The organism is Bradyrhizobium sp. 149 (assembly GCF_023073915.1).
Lineage (GTDB): Bacteria > Pseudomonadota > Alphaproteobacteria > Rhizobiales > Xanthobacteraceae > Bradyrhizobium.
This window is the reverse complement of the sequence record NZ_JADPKK010000022.1, coordinates 1,145,885-1,165,556: the sequence shown is the minus strand read 5'-3', so window position 1 is coordinate 1,165,556 and position 19,672 is coordinate 1,145,885. Positions and strand designations below refer to the sequence as shown.

General features: G+C 64.5%; 17 protein-coding genes. 8 read left to right on the top strand and 9 right to left on the bottom strand.

What is annotated here, in order from left to right; genetic code table 11:
• Window positions 1-114: 114 nt before the first annotated feature.
• Complete coding sequence (locus tag IVA88_RS23245) at window positions 115-1,497, top strand: aspartate aminotransferase family protein (RefSeq protein ID WP_247499489.1); 1,383 nt, start codon at window positions 115-117, stop codon at window positions 1,495-1,497.
• Window positions 1,498-1,553: 56 nt separating this feature from the next.
• Here IVA88_RS23245 and rnd read toward each other — a convergent pair whose 3' ends face one another.
• Together rnd and IVA88_RS23235 are read right to left on the bottom strand one after the other, a co-directional pair.
• Entirely contained in the window at window positions 1,554-2,705 is a 1,152-nt protein-coding gene (gene rnd / locus IVA88_RS23240) for a ribonuclease D (protein ID WP_247499488.1), read from the bottom strand.
• Between the two features lie 374 nt (window positions 2,706-3,079).
• The gene (locus IVA88_RS23235; protein WP_247499487.1) at window positions 3,080-3,979 is read right to left on the bottom strand and encodes a LysR family transcriptional regulator; all 900 of its coding nucleotides are present in this window, start codon (window positions 3,977-3,979) and stop codon (window positions 3,080-3,082) included.
• A 103-nt stretch (window positions 3,980-4,082) separates the two neighbouring features.
• Between IVA88_RS23235 and IVA88_RS23230 the strand changes: the two genes are divergently transcribed.
• Window positions 4,083-5,072 carry a zinc-dependent alcohol dehydrogenase family protein gene (locus tag IVA88_RS23230; protein ID WP_247499486.1) on the top strand — a complete coding sequence of 330 codons (990 nt, stop codon included), beginning with the start codon at window positions 4,083-4,085 and terminating at the stop codon, window positions 5,070-5,072.
• Between the two features lie 87 nt (window positions 5,073-5,159).
• Here the strand turns inward: IVA88_RS23230 and IVA88_RS23225 are convergent, their stop codons facing one another.
• Window positions 5,160-6,638, bottom strand: a complete 1,479-nt coding sequence (locus IVA88_RS23225; protein WP_247499485.1) for a protein adenylyltransferase SelO — start codon at window positions 6,636-6,638, stop codon at window positions 5,160-5,162.
• A gap of 194 nt (window positions 6,639-6,832) precedes the next feature.
• Here IVA88_RS23225 and aspS point away from each other — a divergent pair, with 194 nt between their 5' ends.
• The 3 genes from aspS (at window position 6,833) to IVA88_RS23210 (ending at window position 11,847) form a co-directional block, all read left to right on the top strand.
• Window positions 6,833-8,605, top strand: coding sequence for an aspartate--tRNA ligase (aspS, locus tag IVA88_RS23220; protein ID WP_247499484.1), 1,773 nt, complete (start codon window positions 6,833-6,835; stop codon window positions 8,603-8,605).
• 266 nt (window positions 8,606-8,871) lie between these two features.
• Entirely contained in the window at window positions 8,872-11,181 is a 2,310-nt protein-coding gene (locus IVA88_RS23215) for an NADP-dependent malic enzyme (RefSeq protein ID WP_247499483.1), read from the top strand.
• A gap of 213 nt (window positions 11,182-11,394) precedes the next feature.
• A complete protein-coding gene (locus IVA88_RS23210) occupies window positions 11,395-11,847 on the top strand; it encodes a DoxX family membrane protein (protein WP_247499482.1) in 453 nt (150 codons plus the stop codon).
• 5 nt (window positions 11,848-11,852) lie between these two features.
• Here the strand turns inward: IVA88_RS23210 and IVA88_RS23205 are convergent, their stop codons facing one another.
• The 4 genes from IVA88_RS23205 to IVA88_RS23190 all read right to left on the bottom strand — a co-directional run bounded on the left by IVA88_RS23205 (window position 11,853) and on the right by IVA88_RS23190 (window position 15,910).
• Window positions 11,853-12,404, bottom strand: coding sequence for a dihydrofolate reductase (locus tag IVA88_RS23205; RefSeq protein ID WP_247499481.1), 552 nt, complete (start codon window positions 12,402-12,404; stop codon window positions 11,853-11,855).
• Window positions 12,405-12,412: 8 nt separating this feature from the next.
• Window positions 12,413-13,438, bottom strand: a complete 1,026-nt coding sequence (locus IVA88_RS23200; protein WP_247499480.1) for a polysaccharide deacetylase family protein — start codon at window positions 13,436-13,438, stop codon at window positions 12,413-12,415.
• 163 nt (window positions 13,439-13,601) lie between these two features.
• Complete coding sequence (locus IVA88_RS23195; RefSeq protein WP_247499479.1) at window positions 13,602-14,171, bottom strand: glutathione peroxidase; 570 nt, start codon at window positions 14,169-14,171, stop codon at window positions 13,602-13,604.
• A 92-nt stretch (window positions 14,172-14,263) separates the two neighbouring features.
• Window positions 14,264-15,910: a L,D-transpeptidase gene (locus tag IVA88_RS23190; RefSeq protein ID WP_247499478.1), complete on the bottom strand. Its 1,647-nt coding sequence runs from the start codon at window positions 15,908-15,910 to the stop codon at window positions 14,264-14,266.
• Window positions 15,911-16,119: 209 nt separating this feature from the next.
• Between IVA88_RS23190 and IVA88_RS23185 the strand changes: the two genes are divergently transcribed.
• The 3 genes from IVA88_RS23185 to IVA88_RS23175 all read left to right on the top strand — a co-directional run bounded on the left by IVA88_RS23185 (window position 16,120) and on the right by IVA88_RS23175 (window position 17,878).
• Window positions 16,120-16,668, top strand: coding sequence for a CreA family protein (locus IVA88_RS23185; RefSeq protein WP_247499477.1), 549 nt, complete (start codon window positions 16,120-16,122; stop codon window positions 16,666-16,668).
• Window positions 16,669-17,316: 648 nt separating this feature from the next.
• A complete protein-coding gene (locus IVA88_RS23180) occupies window positions 17,317-17,481 on the top strand; it encodes a hypothetical protein (RefSeq protein ID WP_247499476.1) in 165 nt (54 codons plus the stop codon).
• Window positions 17,482-17,515: 34 nt separating this feature from the next.
• A complete protein-coding gene (locus IVA88_RS23175; protein ID WP_247499475.1) occupies window positions 17,516-17,878 on the top strand; it encodes a hypothetical protein in 363 nt (120 codons plus the stop codon).
• Between the two features lie 3 nt (window positions 17,879-17,881).
• Here the strand turns inward: IVA88_RS23175 and IVA88_RS23170 are convergent, their stop codons facing one another.
• Window positions 17,882-18,130: a DUF6719 family protein gene (locus tag IVA88_RS23170; RefSeq protein WP_247499474.1), complete on the bottom strand. Its 249-nt coding sequence runs from the start codon at window positions 18,128-18,130 to the stop codon at window positions 17,882-17,884.
• Window positions 18,131-18,197: 67 nt separating this feature from the next.
• Entirely contained in the window at window positions 18,198-19,670 is a 1,473-nt protein-coding gene (locus tag IVA88_RS23165) for a PLP-dependent aminotransferase family protein (RefSeq protein WP_247499473.1), read from the bottom strand.
• Window positions 19,671-19,672: the final 2 nt, after the last annotated feature.

Genomic DNA, 19,672 nt, shown 5'->3' with positions numbered 1-19,672 from the left:
GCCGACGAATTGGCGTTGCAAGTTTTGCGTTGCCGCAATAGCCAAGTGTTGTCGCAAAAGCCAAGTGATGACGCTGGCTGCGCCGGCGGCGTGACGCTTTCAAGGATTCTGCAAATGTCCATGTTGCCCAATTCACAAGAGGCCCGGGATGTGGCCTATCAGCTTCATTCCTATACCAACGCGCGCGCCCATCAGCAGGCTGGTCCTCTGGTGATCGAACGCGGCGAGGGCCCTTACGTGTTCGACGCGTCGGGCAAGCGCTATTTCGAGGCGATGGCAGGCCTGTGGAGCGTCGGGCTCGGCTTCAACGAGAAGCGGCTGGTCGACGCCGCGCACAAGCAGATGCAGGCGCTGCCGTTCTACCACACCTTCTCCGCAAAATCGCACGGGCCCTCGATCGATCTCGCCGAGAAGCTGGTCGCGCTCGCGCCTGTTACGATGAGCAAGGTGTTCTTCACCAACTCCGGCTCCGAGGCCAACGACACCGTTCTGAAACTGATCGCCTATCGCTCCAACGCGCTTGGCCAGCCACAGCGCAAGAAGGTGATCAGCCGGATGCGCGCCTATCACGGCGTCACCATTGCATCCGCCAGCCTCACAGGCCTGCCGAACAACCACCGCTCTTTCGACTTGCCGCTCCCGAACATCCTGCACACGGGCTCGCCGCATTTCTACAAGGACGGCAAGCCCGGCGAGAGCGAGGAAGCCTTCGCGACGCGGCGGGCCGAGGAGCTCGATGCGCTGATCCAGAACGAAGGCCCGGATACGATCGCGGCGTTCTTTGGCGAGCCGGTGATGGGCGCAGGCGGCGTCATCGTGCCGCCGGCGACCTATTGGGACAAGATCCAGAAGGTTTTGAACAAGTACGACATCCTGCTCGTCGCCGACGAGGTGATCTGCGGCTTCGGCCGCACCGGCAAGATGTTCGGCTGCGAAACCTACGGCATCAAGCCCGACGCGATCGTGGTCTCCAAGCAAATCACCTCGAGCTATTTCCCGCTGTCGGCGATCATCCTAAACGACCGTATGTTCGAACCGATCGCGGACGAGAGCAACAAGATCGGCGTGCTCGGCCACGGCTTCACCGCGGGCGGCCATCCGGTCGGCTCGGCGATTGCGCTGGAGAATTTGAAAATCATCGAGGAGCGCGGCCTGGTCGCGCATGCCGCCGAACTCGGTGGCTACATGCAAGGCAAGCTGCGTGAGCTCACCAGCCATCCGCTGGTCGGTGAGGTCCGCGGTGTCGGCATGATCGCAGCGATCGAGCTGGTGCTGGACAAGGGACGCAAGACCGCAGCGGCAACGCCGGGCGCCGTCGGCGGCATGGCTAGCCGGATGCTGCAGGAGCGCGGCGTGATCTCGCGCAACATGCTCGACGCCATCGCCATCTGCCCGCCGCTGATCGTGACCAGGGCCCAGATCGACGAGCTGGTCGCGGCGATATCAGGCGTGCTGGACGACATGAAGCCGGAAGTGGCGAAGCTGACGCCGGCGTAGGGGGCGGCGCTTCATCGCGAGCTGGCGTTCGCCAAGAGACATCGGGGAGGAACGGCCTATTCCGCCCGCTGAACCCCGATCACGCGGCCTTTCTCGACGGCCAGCGCCAGCTCGCCGCGCTTCAGTTTCAGTGCGGCTTCGCCGAACAGCTCGCGGCGCCAGCCGCGTAGCGCCGGCACGTCGGCCTCGTCGTCGACCGCGATCTCCTCGAGATCGTCGACGGTCGCAATCACCTTGCTGGCGACCGCGTGGCGCTCCGCGGTCATGCGCAGCAGCACCTTCAACAGCTCGACGATCGCGGCGCCATTGTTGTTGTTGCGCGGCTTTTCCAGCTTCGGCAGCGTGGCGTGATCCCGCGCCAGCCCGCGCTCGACGGCGGCGACGATGTCGGCGCCCCATTTGGATTTCGCAAAACCCTTCGGCACGGAGCGCAGGTTTGCGAGCTTCTCGATCGTGTTCGGCGCGTGGGTCGCGATGTCGCTGACCGCCTCATCACGCAGCACGCGGCCGCGCGGCACGTCCCGGCTCTGCGCCTCCTGCTCGCGCCAGGCGGCGACCTCCATCAGGACCGCGAGGTCCTTGGGCTTGCGCACCCGCGTCTTGAGCCGTTCCCAAGCCCGCTCGGGATGGAAGTCGTAGGTCTTCGGCGAGGTCAGGACCTCCATCTCGATCGAGACCCACTCGCTGCGTCGGCGCTTCTTGAGGTCGGCATCGAGTGCTGCGAACACGTCGCGCAGATGCGTGACGTCGGACACGGCGTAGTGCATCTGCTCCTTGCTCAGCGGCCGGCGCGACCAGTCGGTGAAGCGGTGGGTTTTGTCCGGGCGATGTCCGGTGACCTTCTCAACCAGCGCGTCGTAGGCGATGCTGTCGCCGTAGCCGAGCACCATGGCCGCGACCTGGGTGTCGAACACTGGATGCGGAATGATGTTGGCTTGGTGCCAGATGATCTCGATGTCCTGCCGGGCGGCGTGGAACACCTTCAACACGCCTTCGTTGCCCATAAGCTCGAAGAACGGCTTGAGGTCGATGCCCTCGGCCAGGGTGTCGATGACGATCGCTTCCTCGGCGCTGGCCATCTGCACCACGCACAGCAGCGGGTAATAGGTGGTCTCGCGCAGGAACTCGGTATCGACGGTAATGACGGGGTGCTTGGCCAGCCGGCTGCAGGCAGCCGCAAGGTCAGCGGTGGTGGTAATCAAATCCATGAACGGCCCATGACATTTGTATCAGCCGTTCTGCCGAAAGCGCTGTGATGTCAAGGGGCTCGATGCGAATTCGAGCCTTGCATTTGGGCCGGAATCGCATTTTCCGACGAAAGTCCTATTCGTAGCGGATCCGCCGGGCCGGTTTGCGCGCGCAAGGCAGTGCCACCACGACCACGCACATGGCGACCAGCGCCAGCCCCAGGAACTCGAAAACCAACAGATCCACGGCAAAACCCCTCAGAAAGATTGCTAAACTTGTCTGGGGCGAATTGAGGGTCTGTTAATTGTCGTGGTTACCGGCGCGCGGGCCGGGCCGGATGGTGGATGAGGGGTTAACGGGGGCGCCATGCGACGCAGCGTCATGGCATCCGGGGTCAGGTCATGAGCTTCGGCAGGGCGGCCGCCAAGCCGTCCACGGCGGCACGAACTTTCGGTGGCATCCGGGGCGAGCGCGGCCAGAGCGCGTGGCAGTCGTAGAGGAATCCCGGCCGACTGCTGAACAGAGCGATGAGTGTACCCGCGCGCAGGCGTTCACGGACCAGCCAGTAGGGGAGCCAGGCCAGTCCCATGCCCTGCGCGGCGGCATCGGCGATCGCCTCGAGGTCGTCGAGCCTGAGCCTTCCCGCCGGCATGATTTCGCTTGGAGGCTGGCCTTCACAGGGAAACAACCACGGCAGGACACGCCCGGAGCGGCGATAGATGATCGCCTGGTGCTGGCCGAGATCGTCGAGCGATTTCGGCTTGCCGTTGGCGCGCAGATAGGAGCGCGAGCCGCACACCACCATGCGCTGGCTTGCGATGCGCCGGGCGATCAGGCCGGATTGATCGTCGAGATCGCCCGTCCGGATCGCAAGATCATAGCGGGCCTCGATGATGTCGGCGATCGGGTCGCCGAACGAGAGGTCGAGCTCGAGATGCGGATATTTTCGCGCGAGCTTCATCAGCAAGGGGGCGATGCAGTGCCGTCCCAGCAGGGCAGGCATGGTCACGCGGAGCCGGCCACGCGGCTCGGAAAGCTCGTCGGCAACGACCGCGTCGGCGGCTTCGGCCTCGCTGATCACGGTGCGGCAGCGCTCGTAATAGGCTTGACCTGCCTCGGTCAGGCTCTGGCGCCGTGTGGTGCGGTTGAGGAGGCGGACGCCCAGGCGCTCTTCGAGAAAACGAACGTGCTTGCCGACCATCGGCCCCGACATTTCGAGCGCATCGGCGGCAGCGGCGAACGAACCCACATCAACCGCCTTGACGAAGACGGCCATGCTGGTCAGGCGGTCCATGATTGCAAACTCCTGGTTTCGACTGTTTGCCCATCTGAACGCTTTATCCGCTGCCGAACGGTTGGCATAGCTCCATTCAATTCAACTGTTTTGGAGTGTGTCCATGGCGCGCGTCGTTCGCTTCCACCGGCACGGTGGCCCCGAGGTGCTGCGCATCGAGACCATTGACGTCGCACCGCCAGGAAGGCGCGAGGTGCAGATCAGGGTCAAGGCCCTCGGGCTCAATCGCGCGGAGGCGCTATTGCGGACAGGGACCTATATTGAGACCGCAACGTTTCCGTCCGGCCTTGGGCTCGAGGCCGCGGGTGTCATCGAGGCGATCGGCGAAGGCGTGAGCGGCTTTTCGCCGGGCGAGGCCGTCAGCATCGTGCCGCCCGTGTCGATGGTGCGATGGCCGGCCTATGGCGAGTTCGTCACGTTTCCGGCCGAGTTCGTCGTGAAGCACCCGCCCGAGCTCGGCTTCGACGCAGCGGCCGCGGTATGGATGCAATACCTCACGGCGTTCGGCGCTCTGGTCGATATTGCTGGGCTGGAGCGAGGGGAGGCCGTGGTTATCACGGCGGCCTCGAGCAGTGTCGGGCTTGCAGCGATTCAGATCGCGAACCGGATCGGTGCGATCCCGATTGCAGTGACGCGAACCTTGATCAAGCGGCAGGCCTTGCGCGATGCTGGCGCCGCCGACGTGATCGCGTCGGCGGAAGAGGACATCCGGTCGCGCCTGGAGGACATCGTCGGCTCAAACGGCGTTCGCGTGGTGTTCGACTCCGTCGGCGGCCCCATATTTGAGCCGCTCACCGCCGTGATGTCGCTGGGTGGCGTTCTCATCGAATATGGCGGCCTGAGCCCAGAGCCGACGCCGTTTCCGCTGGTCAACGTCCTGAGCAAGAGCCTGACGCTGCGCGGCTATCTCGTGCACGAGATCATCCGCGATCCCGCGCGACTTGCGAAGGCGAAGACATTCATCCTCGATGGACTGTCAGACGGCACATTGAAGCCAATCATCGCCAAAACGTTTCCGTTCGAGGAGATCGTCCAGGCGCATCACTTTCTTGAGTCAAACACGCAGTTCGGCAAGATCGTCGTGACGATCTGAGCCAGCGTTCGTCTTGAATAAACGATTTCGGCACCCGCGTCACAGGTTACGCCTTCGGCTGATCCACCCTACGCACCCGGTTCGCTTCTAGGTCCCACAGAACGTCTGCAAGACACGTTGGCTCGGCAGCGGCGGATCGGCGTATGCCGCGTACTCGGGCTGGTCCTCAAACGGCTTGGCCAGCACCTTCACCAATTCCTCAAACGGCGCGTAGTCGTCATTGTTGACGGCCGCCTGGATCACGGCCTCGACGCGGTGGTTGCGCGGGATGAAGGCGGGATTGACGGCGTGCATCGCCGTGCGCCGCTCGGCTGCGGTTTGCGACTCCAGAGCAGTGCGCTCGCGCCAGCGCTTGGCCCACTCGTCGAAAGCCGCAGGATCCATGAACTGCGCGCGAACGTCGGCAACACCCGTCTCATCGCCCGCGGCGTCGCCGAGCTTGCGGAAGGTGAGGGTGAAATCGGCCTGGTTCTTCGCCATGGCATCCAGGAGGTCCTGGATCAGCGCCTCGTCGCCGTCGTGCTCGGTGAACAGGCCGACTTTCCTGCGCAGGCCTGCCTGATAGGCTTTGCTGAACGTCTCGGGGAAGGCGCCGAGAATGTCCTGGGCTTCGGCGACCGCTTTTTCCTGGTCCTCAGAGAACAACGGCAACAGGCATTCGGCGAGCCGGGTCAGATTCCACAGTGCGATGCGTGGCTGGTTGGCATAGGCGTAGCGGCCCATCTCGTCGATCGACGAAAACACCTGCGCGGGATTGTAGGCGTCCATGAAGGCGCACGGGCCGTAGTCGATGGTCTCGCCGGAGATGGAGCTGTTGTCGGTGTTCATCACGCCGTGGATGAAGCCGACCAGCAGCCAGCGCGCGATGAGATTTGCCTGGCGCGTGACGACGCCGGCGAGGAGGGCATGATAGGGGCGCTCGTTGCCGAGCAGCTCCGGATAGTGCCTGGCGATGACGTGGTCGGCGAGCCGGCGGATGGCGTCGGTGTCGCGGCGGACGGCGAAGAACTGGAAGGTGCCGACGCGGATGTGGCTCGAGGCGACGCGGGTCAGCACCGCGCCGGGCAGTGCAGTCTCGCGGATGACGTGCTCGCCGGTGACGACGGCCGCGAGCGAACGTGTGGTCGGAATGCCCAGCGCAAACATCGCTTCGCTGACGATGTATTCCCGCAGCACCGGCCCAAGCGCGGCGCGGCCGTCGCCGCGGCGGGAAAACGGGGTCGGACCCGAGCCCTTGAGCTGGATGTCGCGGCGGATGCCGTCCTTGTCGATGACCTCGCCGAGCAGGACCGCCCGTCCGTCGCCGAGCTGTGGGACGAACTGTCCGAACTGGTGGCCGGCATAGGCCATGGCGATGGGATCGGCGCCGGCGGGAACCGTCTTGCCGGCCAGGATCTCGGCGCCCTCAGGGGTCTCCAGCACATCAGGATCGAGCCCGAGCTGGACCGCCAGCGGCCGGTTCAGCTTGATCAGCCGGGGGGCCGCGACAGGGGTCGGTGCGACCCGGGCGAAAAAGCTGTCCGGCAGCGCCGAATAGGAGTTCTGGAACGGGAAATGGACTGTCATGGCATCAAGATAGGGCTGGAACACGTGATGGCAAAGGCTTGAGCCCAGATTGGGCAAAAATGGGCACATCCAGCCGAAAACAGCGCGTTCCCTTGGTTGCCGCCTTCGGCCTCGTCGGGTAAACCCTGCCGCAACTTCGGACCGGCCGTTTCGGTGGTCCGATTCGATCCTCCGACATTGATTTTGGGACGACCATGCATCGCTACCGGTCACATACATGCGGCGCGCTCCGCGAGAGCAACATCGGCGAGACGACCCGCCTCTCGGGCTGGGTCCATCGCGTTCGCGACCATGGCGGCGTGCTGTTCATCGACCTGCGCGACCATTACGGCCTGACCCAGTGCGTGGTCGATCCGGACTCGCCGGCGTTTTCGCAGGCCGAAAAGCTGCGCTCGGAATTCGTGGTGCGGATGGACGGCAAGGTCCGCCGTCGCCCCGAAGGCACCGACAATGACGATCTGCCGACCGGCAAGATCGAGATCTATGTCAGCGAGATCGAAGTGCTGGGCCCGGCCGGCGACCTGCCGCTGCCGGTGTTCGGCGATCAGGAATATCCCGAGGACATCCGCCTCAAGTACCGCTTCCTCGATTTGCGCCGCGAGAAGCTGCACCAGAACATCATGACGCGCGTCGAAATCATCAAGTCGATGCGTCGGCGCATGGAGGGGCAGGGCTTCTTCGAGTTCAACACCCCGATCCTGACCGCGTCTTCGCCGGAGGGCGCGCGCGACTTCCTGGTGCCGTCGCGCATCCACCCCGGCAAGTTCTACGCGCTGCCGCAGGCGCCGCAGCAGTACAAGCAGCTTTTGATGATGTCGGGCTTCGATCGCTACTTCCAGATCGCGCCCTGCTTCCGCGACGAGGACCCGCGCGCTGATCGTCTGCCAGGCGAGTTCTATCAGCTCGACGTCGAGATGAGTTTTGTGACCCAAGATGACGTCTTCGCCGCGATGGAGCCGGTCATCACGGGCGTGTTCGAGGAGTTTGCCAAGGGCAAGCCGGTGACCAAGGGCTGGCGGCGGATTCCGTTCGCCGAAGCGCTGCGCAAATACGGCAGTGACAAGCCGGACCTGCGCAACCCCATCGAGATGCAGGACGTCTCCGAACACTTCCGCGGCTCCGGCTTCAAGGTGTTCGCGCGTATGCTCGAAGATCCCAAGAACCAGGTCTGGGCGATCCCGGCGCCGGGCGGCGGCTCGCGCGCGTTCTGCGACCGCATGAACTCGTGGGCGCAAGGTGAGGGCCAGCCGGGCCTCGGCTACATTATGTGGCGCGAGGGCGGCGAGGGCGCCGGTCCGCTCGCGAACAACATCGGGCCTGAGCGCACAGCCGCGATCCGTGCACAGATCAACGTGAAGGAGGGCGATGCCGCCTTCTTCGTCGCCGGCGATCCCGACAAGTTCTGGAAGTTCTCAGGCCTCGCCCGCAACAAGGTCGGCGAGGAGTTGAACCTCACGGACAAGGAGCGGTTCGAACTCGCCTGGATTGTCGACTTCCCGATGTACGAGTACAACGACGAGGACAAGAAGGTCGACTTCTCGCACAACCCTTTCTCGATGCCGCAGGGCGGCCTCGATGCTTTGAAGGGCCAGGACCCGCTGACCATCAAGGCGTTCCAGTACGACATCACCTGCAACGGCTACGAGATCGCCTCCGGCGGCATCCGTAACCACGTGCCGGGAGCGATGGTGAAGGCGTTCGAGATCGCCGGCTATGGCGAGCAGGAAGTCGTCGACCGCTTCGGCGGCATGTACCGCGCCTTCCAGTACGGCGCCCCGCCGCATGGTGGCATGGCGGCCGGCGTCGACCGCATTGTGATGCTCTTATGCGGCACCAACAATCTGCGCGAGATCTCGCTATTCCCGATGAACCAGCAGGCCATGGATCTGCTGATGGGCGCGCCTTCGGAAGCCACGACAAAACAGCTGCGCGAGCTGCATGTGCGGGTGAATTTGCCGCAGAAGTGAGTCGAGGCGGCTTTCGCTCGCGCCTCTCCGGTTCGGTTCGGCGTCGCGGCCCCTCGGCGGACGCGCCGCAACCGGACACGCGAGCGTCAAGCCACCACTGCGCTTGCAGTCCCATCGCGCGTCGATGTTGATGGATACGCAATCGGATGTTGCCACCGAGCCGCCGGCCGTGCTTCATCCCGGTTCCATGAGCCGGAATAAGGTCCGCTTGGACGGCCGCTCCGGATCGTGCATCTTGAGGCCGGTAACGCGAGGCGAGACACCGCATGTCGTCCTATTCTGATGATCTCCACCAGGCGGCGCTGGCCTATCATCGGCTGCCCCGCCCCGGAAAGCTCGAGATCCAGGCAAGCAAGCCGCTTGCCAACCAGCGCGACCTCGCGCTGGCCTATTCGCCGGGCGTCGCCGCCGCCTGTATGGAGATCGCCAAGAACCCGGCGGAAGCGGCGACGCTGACGATCCGCTCCAATCTGGTTGCCGTGGTTTCGAATGGCACCGCCGTCCTCGGCCTCGGCAATATCGGCCCGCTGGCCTCGAAGCCGGTGATGGAGGGCAAGGCGGTCCTGTTCAAGAAGTTCGCCGGCATCGACGTGTTCGACATCGAGATCGCGGCCGATACCATCGATCGCGTGGTCGAGACCGTGGCCGCGCTGGAGCCGACCTTCGGCGGCATCAATCTCGAGGACATCCGCGGACCGGAATGTTTCGAGATCGAGGCGCAGCTCAAGGAGCGCATGAAGATCCCGGTCTTCCATGACGACCAGCACGGCACCGCGATCATTGTCGCCGCTGCGATCACCAACGGCCTGCGCCTGAACGGCAAGAAGCTGTCGGACGTCAAGATCGTGGCATCAGGGGCGGGGGCCGCGGCGATCGCGACACTGAACCTGCTGGTCTCGATGGGCGCGCAGCGCAAGAACATCTGGGTCTGCGATATCGACGGCCTCGTTCACGAAGGCCGCAACACCACGATGGACCGCTGGAAGGCGGTCTATGCACAGAAGACCGACAAGCGCACGCTGGCCGACGTTATCGGCGGCACTGACATCTTCATTGGCCTCTCCGCACCGGGCGTGCTCAAGCCCGAGATGGCGAAGGCGATGGGCGACAAGCCGCTCATCATGGCGCTCGCGAATCCGACGCCGGAGATCATGCCGGAGGAGGCACGCAAAGCGCGCCCCGACGCCATGATCTGCACCGGGCGCTCCGACTATCCGAACCAGGTCAACAACGTCCTGTGCTTTCCCTTCATCTTCCGCGGCGCGCTCGACGTCGGCGCCACCGCGATCAACGAAGAGATGAAGCACGCCGCCGTGGAAGCCATCGCGCAACTCGCGCGCGAGGCGCCGTCCGATGCGGTCGCGCAGGGCTTCGATACGGGCGAGACGCAAGGGTTCGGCCCGGGCTCGCTGATCCCGAGTCCGTTCGATCCGCGGTTGATCCTGCGCATCGCGCCGGCGGTGGCGAAGGCCGCAATGGAATCGGGCGTGGCGACCCGGCCCATCACCAATTTCGACGAGTACACCGCGCTGCTCGAGCGCTTCGCCTTCCGCTCCGGTCTCGTCATGAAGCCGATGTTCGCGAAGGCCAAGACCCAACCGGTCCGCGTGATCTACGCTGAAGGCGAGGACGAGCGGGTGCTACGCGCGACCCAGGTGGTGCTGGAAGAGAAGCTGGCCACGCCGATCCTGGTCGGACGTCCGTCGGTGGTCGAGGCGCGGATCAAGCGCTTCGGCCTGTCGATCAAGGCCGGCAAGGACTTTGACCTCATCAATCCCGAGGACGATCCGCGCTATCGCTCCTACGTGCAGTCGTATGGCGAGGTCGCCGGGCGCTGCGGCGTCACGCCGGATGCGGCGCGCACAGTGGTGCGCACGAACAATACTGTCATCGCGGCGCTCGCGGTGGTACGTGGAGAGGCGGACGCGATGCTCTGCGGTGTCGAGGGCCGCTACATGAGCCATCTGCGCCATGTCCGCGAGATCGTCGGGTTCACACCGGGCATCAGCGACTATGCGGCGCTGGCGCTGCTGATCACCAGCAAGGGGGCCTTCTTCATCGCCGACACCCAGGTGCGGCCCAATCCGACCGCTGAAGAGCTCGCCGAGATCGCCTCGCTTGCGGCGGTCCACGTCCAGCGCTTCAACATCAAGCCGAAAATCGCCTTCGTCTCGCATTCGGATTTCGGCAGCTATGATACGGAATCCTCGCGCAAGATGCGGCGGGCAACCCAGCTGCTGAAGGAGAAGCATCCGGAGCTCGAGGCCGATGGCGAGATGCAGGGCGACACTGCCCTTTCAGCCGCCGCGCGAAAAATGGTGCTTCCGCACTCCAATCTCGAGGGTGAGGCCAACATCATGATCATGCCAAGCCTCGACACCGCCAACGTCGCCTATCAGATGATCAAGTCGCTGGCCGACGCGCTGCCCGTCGGTCCGATCCTGATCGGCCCGGCCCGCCCGGCCCACATCCTCACCCCGTCGGTGACGGCGCGCGGCATCCTCAACATGACTGCGGTCGCGGTGGTCGAAGCGCAGGAGCGTGCGGCGCGGCAGCAGCCGACGTTGTTTACGTAAGGAATAGCCGCGCTGGGGGTGCATTCCCTTCTCCCCTTGTTGTGGGAGAAGGTGGCGCGAAGCCGAATGACAGGTTTTCTCCGCGCGCTCTTCGATCTTGAATTACTTGCAGTTAGGCATTCCGCGTTTGTAAACCGACGAATGACTCTTCATAATCGCTCGGCGCTTTCGTCGAAATTCCGGTTTCAAAAAGCCTGAGCCAAGAGGCCGATCATGCCAGCGTTCGTGACTTTCGGGCGGATCCTGTTCGCCGTGCTGTTCATCTACACGGGCGCGGCAAGACTGTTTGCCATGCAGGCGACGGTTGACTTCATCGCCGCCAAGGTCGTGGTCCCCGACATGATCGCGCCTTACGCCAAGCAGATCGAGACGGCGACGGCCATGACGACGCCGCAGCTGCTGGCAATCGCGGGCGGCGGGCTCGAGATCATCGCAGGTGTGATGATCGCGCTGAATTTCGGCGCGCGCTTCTTCGCGATGCTGATGATCATCTATGTCGCGGTCGCGACCTTCCTGTTCTACGATTTCTGGAACCAGGCGGCGCCCGAAAACGCCAAGATGCTGGTCGACGCGCTCAAGAACCTGTCGATCATCGGCGCCCTGTTCATGATCATGGGCTACGGCCGCGCCACGCGTCCGGCCGAGGCGGCCTACGGGGACGTGTAAACCAACTACGTCCTACGCCACGGGGTCACCGTCACCCCATGCGCGGCGTCGAGCAGATACGGCGTGCCTGGCTTCATCCCGCGTGAGGCCAGCACGTCCTGAGGCGTCCGCTCCGGCACGCCGACAAAGCAGCCTTCGCCGCCGGGCAGCCGCAGATGCGGGGCTTCCGACAGCCAGAACGTGTCGTACCGGTCCATGAACATGTCGAACACGACGGGACCGCCGATGATCGCGACGGTGCCGGAGGCGACATCGGCGAAGGCGCAGGCATCCTCGAAGCTCGCGTGATCCGGATTCCACAAGGTCGCGTTCGGCATCTCGGGATCGACGGTCAGCGCCCTGATCTTGTGGGTCAGGATCAGGCGTTTGCGCTTGGGTGAATTCGGCTGCTGCTCATGCGAGTGCCGGCCGTGCACGATCAGCGCGGCGCGATCGAGCGCCTGCTCGAAGAACAGCTTGTCGCCTTCGAACTTCAGGCTGTCGGGCATGACATGATCGGCGTCCGCGAGCATGCCGTCCGCGGAGACGATGACGTAGCCTTCGATGCGAAAGGACAATGGCGCAGCTATTCGGACACCGTGGTCACGACGCTGTTGACGGGTCGGCTGCTCACGGTCGGCAGCTTGATGTCCTTGAGCAGCTCCTGGTCATACTCGGGCAGCGTCGAGGCCGGGAATTTGGCGCGCATCGCCACCACCTTGTAGCCGCCCGCCTTCAGGCGCTTGAGCAACTCGGGCAGAGCTTCCGCGGTGTGCTTCTGGAAGTCGTGCATCAGGATGATGCCCTTGCCCTTGGTGTCGAGCTTCTTCATGACGGTCTCGATCACCTTCTCGGGCTTCGAGGCCTTGAAGTCGAAAGAGTCGATGTCGCAGGAGAAGATGGCCGTGTTGCGGTTGCCGAGATAGGTGACCATCTCCGGCGGATGCTGGAGGGCCGGGAAGCGGAAGAACGGCGAGGGCGAGATGCCGCCGAGCGCCCACTTCACCGCGGAAAGGCCCTTCTCGATCTCTTCCTTGCGCTGCCCTTCCGTGAGCTTCTTGTTGTTGAGATTGGCGTGCGACCAGGTGTGGGTGCCCACGGTGTGGCCGGCTGCGTAGACCTGCTTGAGAATCTCGGGCTCGTAGGTCGCGTGCTTGCCGATGGAGAAGAAGATGCCGGTGGTGCATTCGTCGGCGAGCGCCTTCAGCACCGCGGGTGTGTTCTTCGGCCAGGGGCCGTCATCGAAGGTCAGCACGACCTCCTTGTCACGCAGGAAGTCGAGCTCCTTGAAATGCTCGAAGCCGAAGCCGGGACCGCCCGTAGTGTCGATCTCGACCGTGCGGGCGACCCCGAGCGCGCCCGGCGTGTTGCAGGCTGCGCGCGCGGGCTGCGGCGCTTGTTTGGGCGGGGGCGGATTGACGAAGCCAGCCGGCGCGGCGGCTGCTGCAGGCGCGGGTGCCGGAGCCGCGGCGGGCGCAGCCGCGGCCGGCGTTGCCGCCGGTGCGGCTTGCGTCGTGGCAGCGGGCTTTGCAGCCGGCGTCTGCGACCATGCCGCGCCTGTCATCGCCAGAGACATCGCGCTCGCTAAAATCAGTCCTGCCGCCACACGCATCGTGTTGTCCTCGAGATTGATCCCGTTGTTCCGCCGCGGCTTTTCGCCTCCGGCAAAACCATCCTGCCCCAAACTATCCTAGCCTAGATGGTGGGCCCTCGCCATTGCAACGGCTGTTTGGCGTCACGCCACGATTGTGCCCAACCGGGTTGGGGCATGTGGCTCAAGTGTCGGCCAGCGCCTTGGCGACCGCCGTCTTGATCCGCGTGTCGGCCGGTTCGACCGTGGATGCAAAGACGTCGGCGATATAGCCGTGTCGGCCGATCAGATATTTGTGGAAGTTCCATTTCGGGACCTCCCTCGGCCGTGCCTCTGCTGCCCATCGGTAGAACGGATGCGCCTTCGCACCGACCACGACCGCCTTGGCCGCAATCGGGAAGGTAACGCCGTATTGGTGGTGGGCGGTCTCCGAGATCTCACTGGTGCCGCCAGGCTCCTGTCCGCCAAAATCGTTGGAAGGCACGCCGATGACGGTGAGCCCGCGTTCGCGAAACTCGCTCCAGATTTCTTGCAAGCCGGCATATTGCGGCGTGTAACCGCAGAGCGAAGCGGTGTTGACCACCAGCAGCGGTTTGCCGGTGAATGCAGCGAGGCGGATGTCGTCGCCGGACAATGCCGGGAAGGAGAAGGCGTAGGCGGAGATCCGGCTCATGCCGCCATCGGCCAGCGCACGCGTTGCCGGCGCCAGTGTGGCTGCAAAGCCGGCGATGAGCATGGACCTGCGGTTCATCATGACGGCATCCCCCGAAATGACCCGAGGCGCATCTTACTCCGCCGGCGCGAGCGGCCTCGTCAACACCGCGTTATCTGCCGCGGTGAAACCCATCAGTACAGGCGGACGATGAAATCGGTGCCTTCACCGGTCTCGCCCTGGTTGATGCCCTGGTCTGAGACGATGATCGAGCCGCCTGATGTGAGCATTTCGTTGATCTTCATGATCGCGTCGGCCGGGATCGAAACGCGGTCGAGGGCCTCGGCCGGGCTGTCCGGCGTGACCACAGGCTTTGCGGAGACGGGGATCACAGCTGCGCCACGCTGGCGGCCCGTCGTGCGGCCGTCGTCCTCGCGCGCGGCAGAGCGGACGGACACCGGCAAGGACACCACCGACCAATGCAGTGCATTGGAATCGGCCTTGTCGACTTCGGCGGTGAAGACATGCGTGCCGAGCGGCCGATCGCTCGCGGCGATCGTGACAGGCACCTCGAACAGCGGCGCAAAGTTCTGCCGCACGTAGAGCTTGGAATCCTTGCGGCTGATGAAGACCGCGATCTGGCCGGCGCGCTTCGGCGTTTCAGGCTTTGCCGCTGGCAACGGATCGGCAACGCGGGTTTCGTCCTTCTTGACCTCGGACGTGGCGGCCTGCGCTGGCGCGGTTGCCGATGCATCGGGCGTCTTCGCGGGCTCGGATTTTGCGGTGTCAGACTTGCCGGCCTCTACCTCGTCTTCGGCAGCCGTCGAAGCCTTAGTCGTTTCTTTTGGCGTTTCTTTGGGCGCCTCCGCGGCTTCGACAGGTTTCGCTTCAGTGCTCGCGGGCTCCTGTGGCTTGACCGCGTCACCGGCGTCAGCGGTCTTGGTCTCGGGCTTTGCCGTTGTCTCGGTCTGGTCGGCCGATCCCGCGGCGTCCGCGCGGGCCGGCGCATTGCCGATGGTCAGGTTCGACATCACGGTGTGGCCGACCGACGAGCGCAGCTCGAGCACGCCCTCGGCGCTGGCGGTCTTTGTTCCAACCGGCTTTGCGTCGGCGGCCTTCGCATCAGCCGCGCCCTTGTCGGACTTGTCGCCGGCGTTGGTCTGCGGCTCCAGGCTGGCCGCGGGTTGCGGCGGCACGCGCATGGAGGCAAGCAGGGGATGCGAGAAGCTTTGCGGCGACATCTGGCCGGGCGAAACGATCACGCGCGCGCCCATCTTGGTCCAGTTCCACATCTTCACCGCGAACGCCATCGGCATGCGGATGCAGCCGTGCGAGGCCGGATAGCCCGGCAGCACGCCGGCATGCATGGCGACGCCGGACCAGGTGATCCGCTGCATGTACGGCATCGGCGCGCCGCTATAGATGTTGGAGTGGTGGAATTTGTGCTTCTGGATGACGCTGAACACACCCATCGGCGTCGAATGGCCCTTCATGCCGGTCGACACCGGGGATTCCGCGAACACGCCCTTGGTGTCGTAGACCGTGACCTTCTGCCGGTCGATCGAGACGACGATCACGAGAGGACCTTGCGGTTTGGTGCCGGCTTCTTTTTCGGCAACAAGGTCTTTCTTGCCGGCCGGACCGCGCTTCTGCGGCTTCTGGCGCGGGACTTCGGAATGGCGCTCCTGGCGCCCGTAGGACCCGTCGGAATAATCCGTCCAGTAATAAAACGCTGCGTCCGCCTGGCTTGCCGTGCCGATCGCCCCCGCCGCCGTCAAAATGGCGACCTGCCAAAGCCGCGTCGGCTTGGCAGAAAAACCGGACCCGTTCACGCTATTCATCCTCGAATCCATAATCCAAATCAGATGTTAGTCTCTCAGAGGGGATACGCGTTCACCAGCACGGCAGTTCTGCCATCAGCTACATTTGTCCAAACCGTATCAAAAAAGCCTCACGGAGCGGTAAACGGCGCCCGTGTCGGCTCGCCGGTCGTCTTCCTGATCGGTCGCCTCGTGCCTACATTGTCTGGGACTTGTGACCGGAGAACTTCATGTCATCTCGTTTCCCCAGTCTTTCCGGCATCCGCTTGAAAGGCCTCGCTTTATTCCTCCTGGCGCTGACCGTGCCGGCGGCGTCCACCTCCGCCGCGGACGAGCCGGATCTCATCTTCCGCCGCTCGACCGTGTTCAAATGGATGAGCCCGAACGACAAGCTTGCGACCTACGGCCTCGACGATCCTGAAGTCGAGGGCGTCGCCTGTCATTTCACGGTACCGGAGAAGGGCGGCTTCAAGGGCTGGCTGGGCCTTGCCGAGGAGGTCTCGGACATCTCGCTCGCCTGCCGTCAGGTCGGCCCGATCAAGTTCAAGACCAAGATGGAGCAGGGCGATGACATGTTCCGCCAGCGCCGCTCGCTGTTCTTCAAGAAGATGCAGATCGTGCGCGGCTGTGACGCCAAGCGCAATGTGCTGGTCTACATGGTCTATTCGGACAGGCTGATCGAAGGTTCGCCGAAGAACTCGACCTCGACCGTGCCGGTCATGCCATGGGGACCGGCGGACGCAAACGTCCAGAAGTGCGGAGAGTTCTTCACTCAGTGACGCGCTCGCGTTCACTCAGTGTCATCCAGCAGTGTCAGCGCGGCTGGCGCGCGGTTTGGCAAGATGCGAGCCGGTCAGCCGCACGAATGTCTGCGGCGTGGCCTCAAAGCCGCGGCTCAATTGCAACGCCATTTCGCCAGACGAGTTGGCGATGCTGCGAACAGGTCCTTGATCTCCGCAGTCCGTCCGTAGGTCCGCATCGCGCGCCGTTGCGCGATCTTGCGCCATCATGATGGCCGTTCCTCATATGAGCGCGCGCCCGGTGATCCCCGGCGTCTCGGTCTCGATGGTTTGGGTCGCTGTCGAAGCGCTTCCGGTTCGACTCGGCCCAGCCTTCGTTCGGCTTCGCTTCAGCAGAAAAACGTAAAACGCATGTGAAGCGTGTGAGGCAGGATCATGACGGCGCTCCCGTCCGAAGCGCGTCCGAGCTCGCACGGAACCTGCCAAGCCACGTTGGGCAGCTGCACGAGCCATCTGAAAACATTGAGATATTCCGTGGAATGTGTCGTCGCCCCGAACGGGACGAAACAATTCTCAGGGAGATGAAACCATTTTCCGCCCCTGGCGCATCACGCGCGAAACCGGCCATGGTTATCAACCTGACAACGACGACGGCGCACGCCGGCCACCGAATTCGGAGACAAGTCCATGCGCACGCTCAGCCTCATCCTTGCTTTCGGTTTCGTGCTCGCCGGCTCCTCGTTCGCAGGCTCGCCGGATGGCAATCTCCCGGGTATCGGCACTTTCCAGTACAGCGGCTCGCCGGTCATGACCCCGGCGCCGCAGCCGATCGTGGTCGCCGCGCGCTTCTGATCGCCAACAAGAAAATCAGCCGACAAAGGCCATCATGCTCGTTCGTTTCTGCGCCGCGGCGTTCATATCCGTTCTGACGATCAGTGCCGCTCAGGCTCAGGTGCGCTCACCCTCAAGGCTTCCGGATCCCCGTACCGAGTTCGTGAGGCAATGTGCGCCGCGCATGCTCGGGCGCTGGGAGCATCCGGAAGAGGTCTGCGGCTGCCTGCACGATCATGCCGCTGCTGTCGTCGAGGATCGCGATCTCCGCGAGGCCCTGCTGCGCGGCATCAGCGAGACCGGGGTGCCGACGATCGAGACCGACTGGGTGCCGGCCGCAAAGCAGACTGAAATCGGCCCGACCTTCACCAAGATCGCCAAGCCGACCTTGCAGTGCATGTTCGATCCGGCGAAGTAGCGCTCACCGCTTTGATTTCGGACCAAATCGCGAGACGCAGGTGCTCGTCCGCGCGACGCCCTTGTCGGTCATCTTGGCGCCGCGAACTTCCTTGACCTGTCCGGCGGGGCAGGTTCCGTCATCCACCTGCACGCGCTGGCCGAGCTTGAGATCGATGATGTCCTGCTCGCGTCCGACCGTGCCTGCGCGCGCCGTCGCGGCGAATGCGATGGCGATCAGGAGCGAGAGGCAAGTGGCGCGGCGCAGCAGCATGGTGTGACGTCCCGGGATCGATGCCGCAATGTAGGGAGCGGCGGCCGATTCTCATAGTGAACGTTCATCATGCCCGCCGGGCCGGCTTGCTCCTCGCACGCAAGGCCGCTCGCGATTCCCGCGCGAGCCGCTCGGCGGATGCCACGAGCTTCGGAATCGCGTGGCCTGAAAATCCCAGCACGAAACCGGGCAGGGGACGTGCGCGTGAATAGGTGTCGGCCAACAGCCAGCCTTCGGCGCCGGCGGCCTGCTTGGCTTCTGCCGCCACCGGCAGATCGACCGAGGCATCGAACCGGGCGACGAGATGCAGACCCTGTGATGGGACCGGCACCGACAGCACGCCGTCGGATGCCGCTTGCAGAGTCTCGGCGAGTGCGTCGCGCGCCTCGCGGTAAAGCTTGCGCACGCGCTTCAGGTTCGCTGCGAACGCGCCGGAATTGAGCATGTCGGCTACCGCGCCCTCCATCAGCGTGCCGGGAAAGCGGTCGAGCGCGGCCCGCGCGGCGGCGACATCCGCGATCAAGCGCTCGGGCAGGGCGCAATAACCGATGCGCAGGCCCGGAAACAACGTCTTGGCGAACGTGCCCATGTAGATCACGCGCTGGAGGTGATCGATTCCGGCGAGCGACATCAGCGGTGCGCCGTCATAGCGGAACTCACTGTCGTAATCGTCTTCCAGCACGAAGGCGCCGGCCTGCTTCGCCCAATCCAGCAGCTCGAGCCGTCGCGGCATCGACATCTGCACGCCCAATGGAAACTGGTGCGACGGCGTCACATAGGCGGCGCGGGCGGACGGCGCCGCAGTGCGGCCCCTGGCGACCCGCATGCCGTGCTCGTCGACCGGAACGGGCACGGCGCGGTAGCCGCAATGCGCGATGGTCTTGCGCGCGGCGGGGTAACCCGGGTCCTCGCACCAGACCTGGTCGTTGGGCTTCAGGATTGCGCTCAGCACGATACGCAGCGCGTGCAGCGTGCCTGACGTCAGCATGATCTGATCGGGATCGCAGCGCAGGCCCCGCGCCGACAACAGGTGATCGGCGATTGCCGCACGCAGCTCGCGGCTGCCGCGGGGGTCGCCATAGTGCAGATGCTCCGCGCCGAAGGCGCGCATGCGACGGCCGACAAAGGCACGGAAACGCTGCACGGCGCGGTCGTCGATATGGGTACAGCCCAGCGAAAACGGGCCTTGCCCGGGCGTTTCGACGATGATCTTCGGCCGCTTCGGCCCGGCTGCGCGCGTGGGGATGCGCGCGGCGACGAACGTGCCGGAGCCGACGGTGGCGTCGGCAAAACCGTCGGCGATCAGCCGTTCATAAGCGCTGACGACGGCGTTGCGCCGAAAGCCGGTCTGTTTGGCCAGCGTGCGCGACGGCGGCAGCGGCTCTCCGGGTTTCACCAGGCCGCCGACGATCATCTCGCACAGCGCCTGGTACAGCCGGTGCGCCGACGAGGCGCCAAACGTGATGTGCGGGCCGGTGAGGTCGAGCGGCAGCTCGGCTTTGGCCGGCGAGGGGGCGTAATTGGTCGGAATTTTTCGCATGG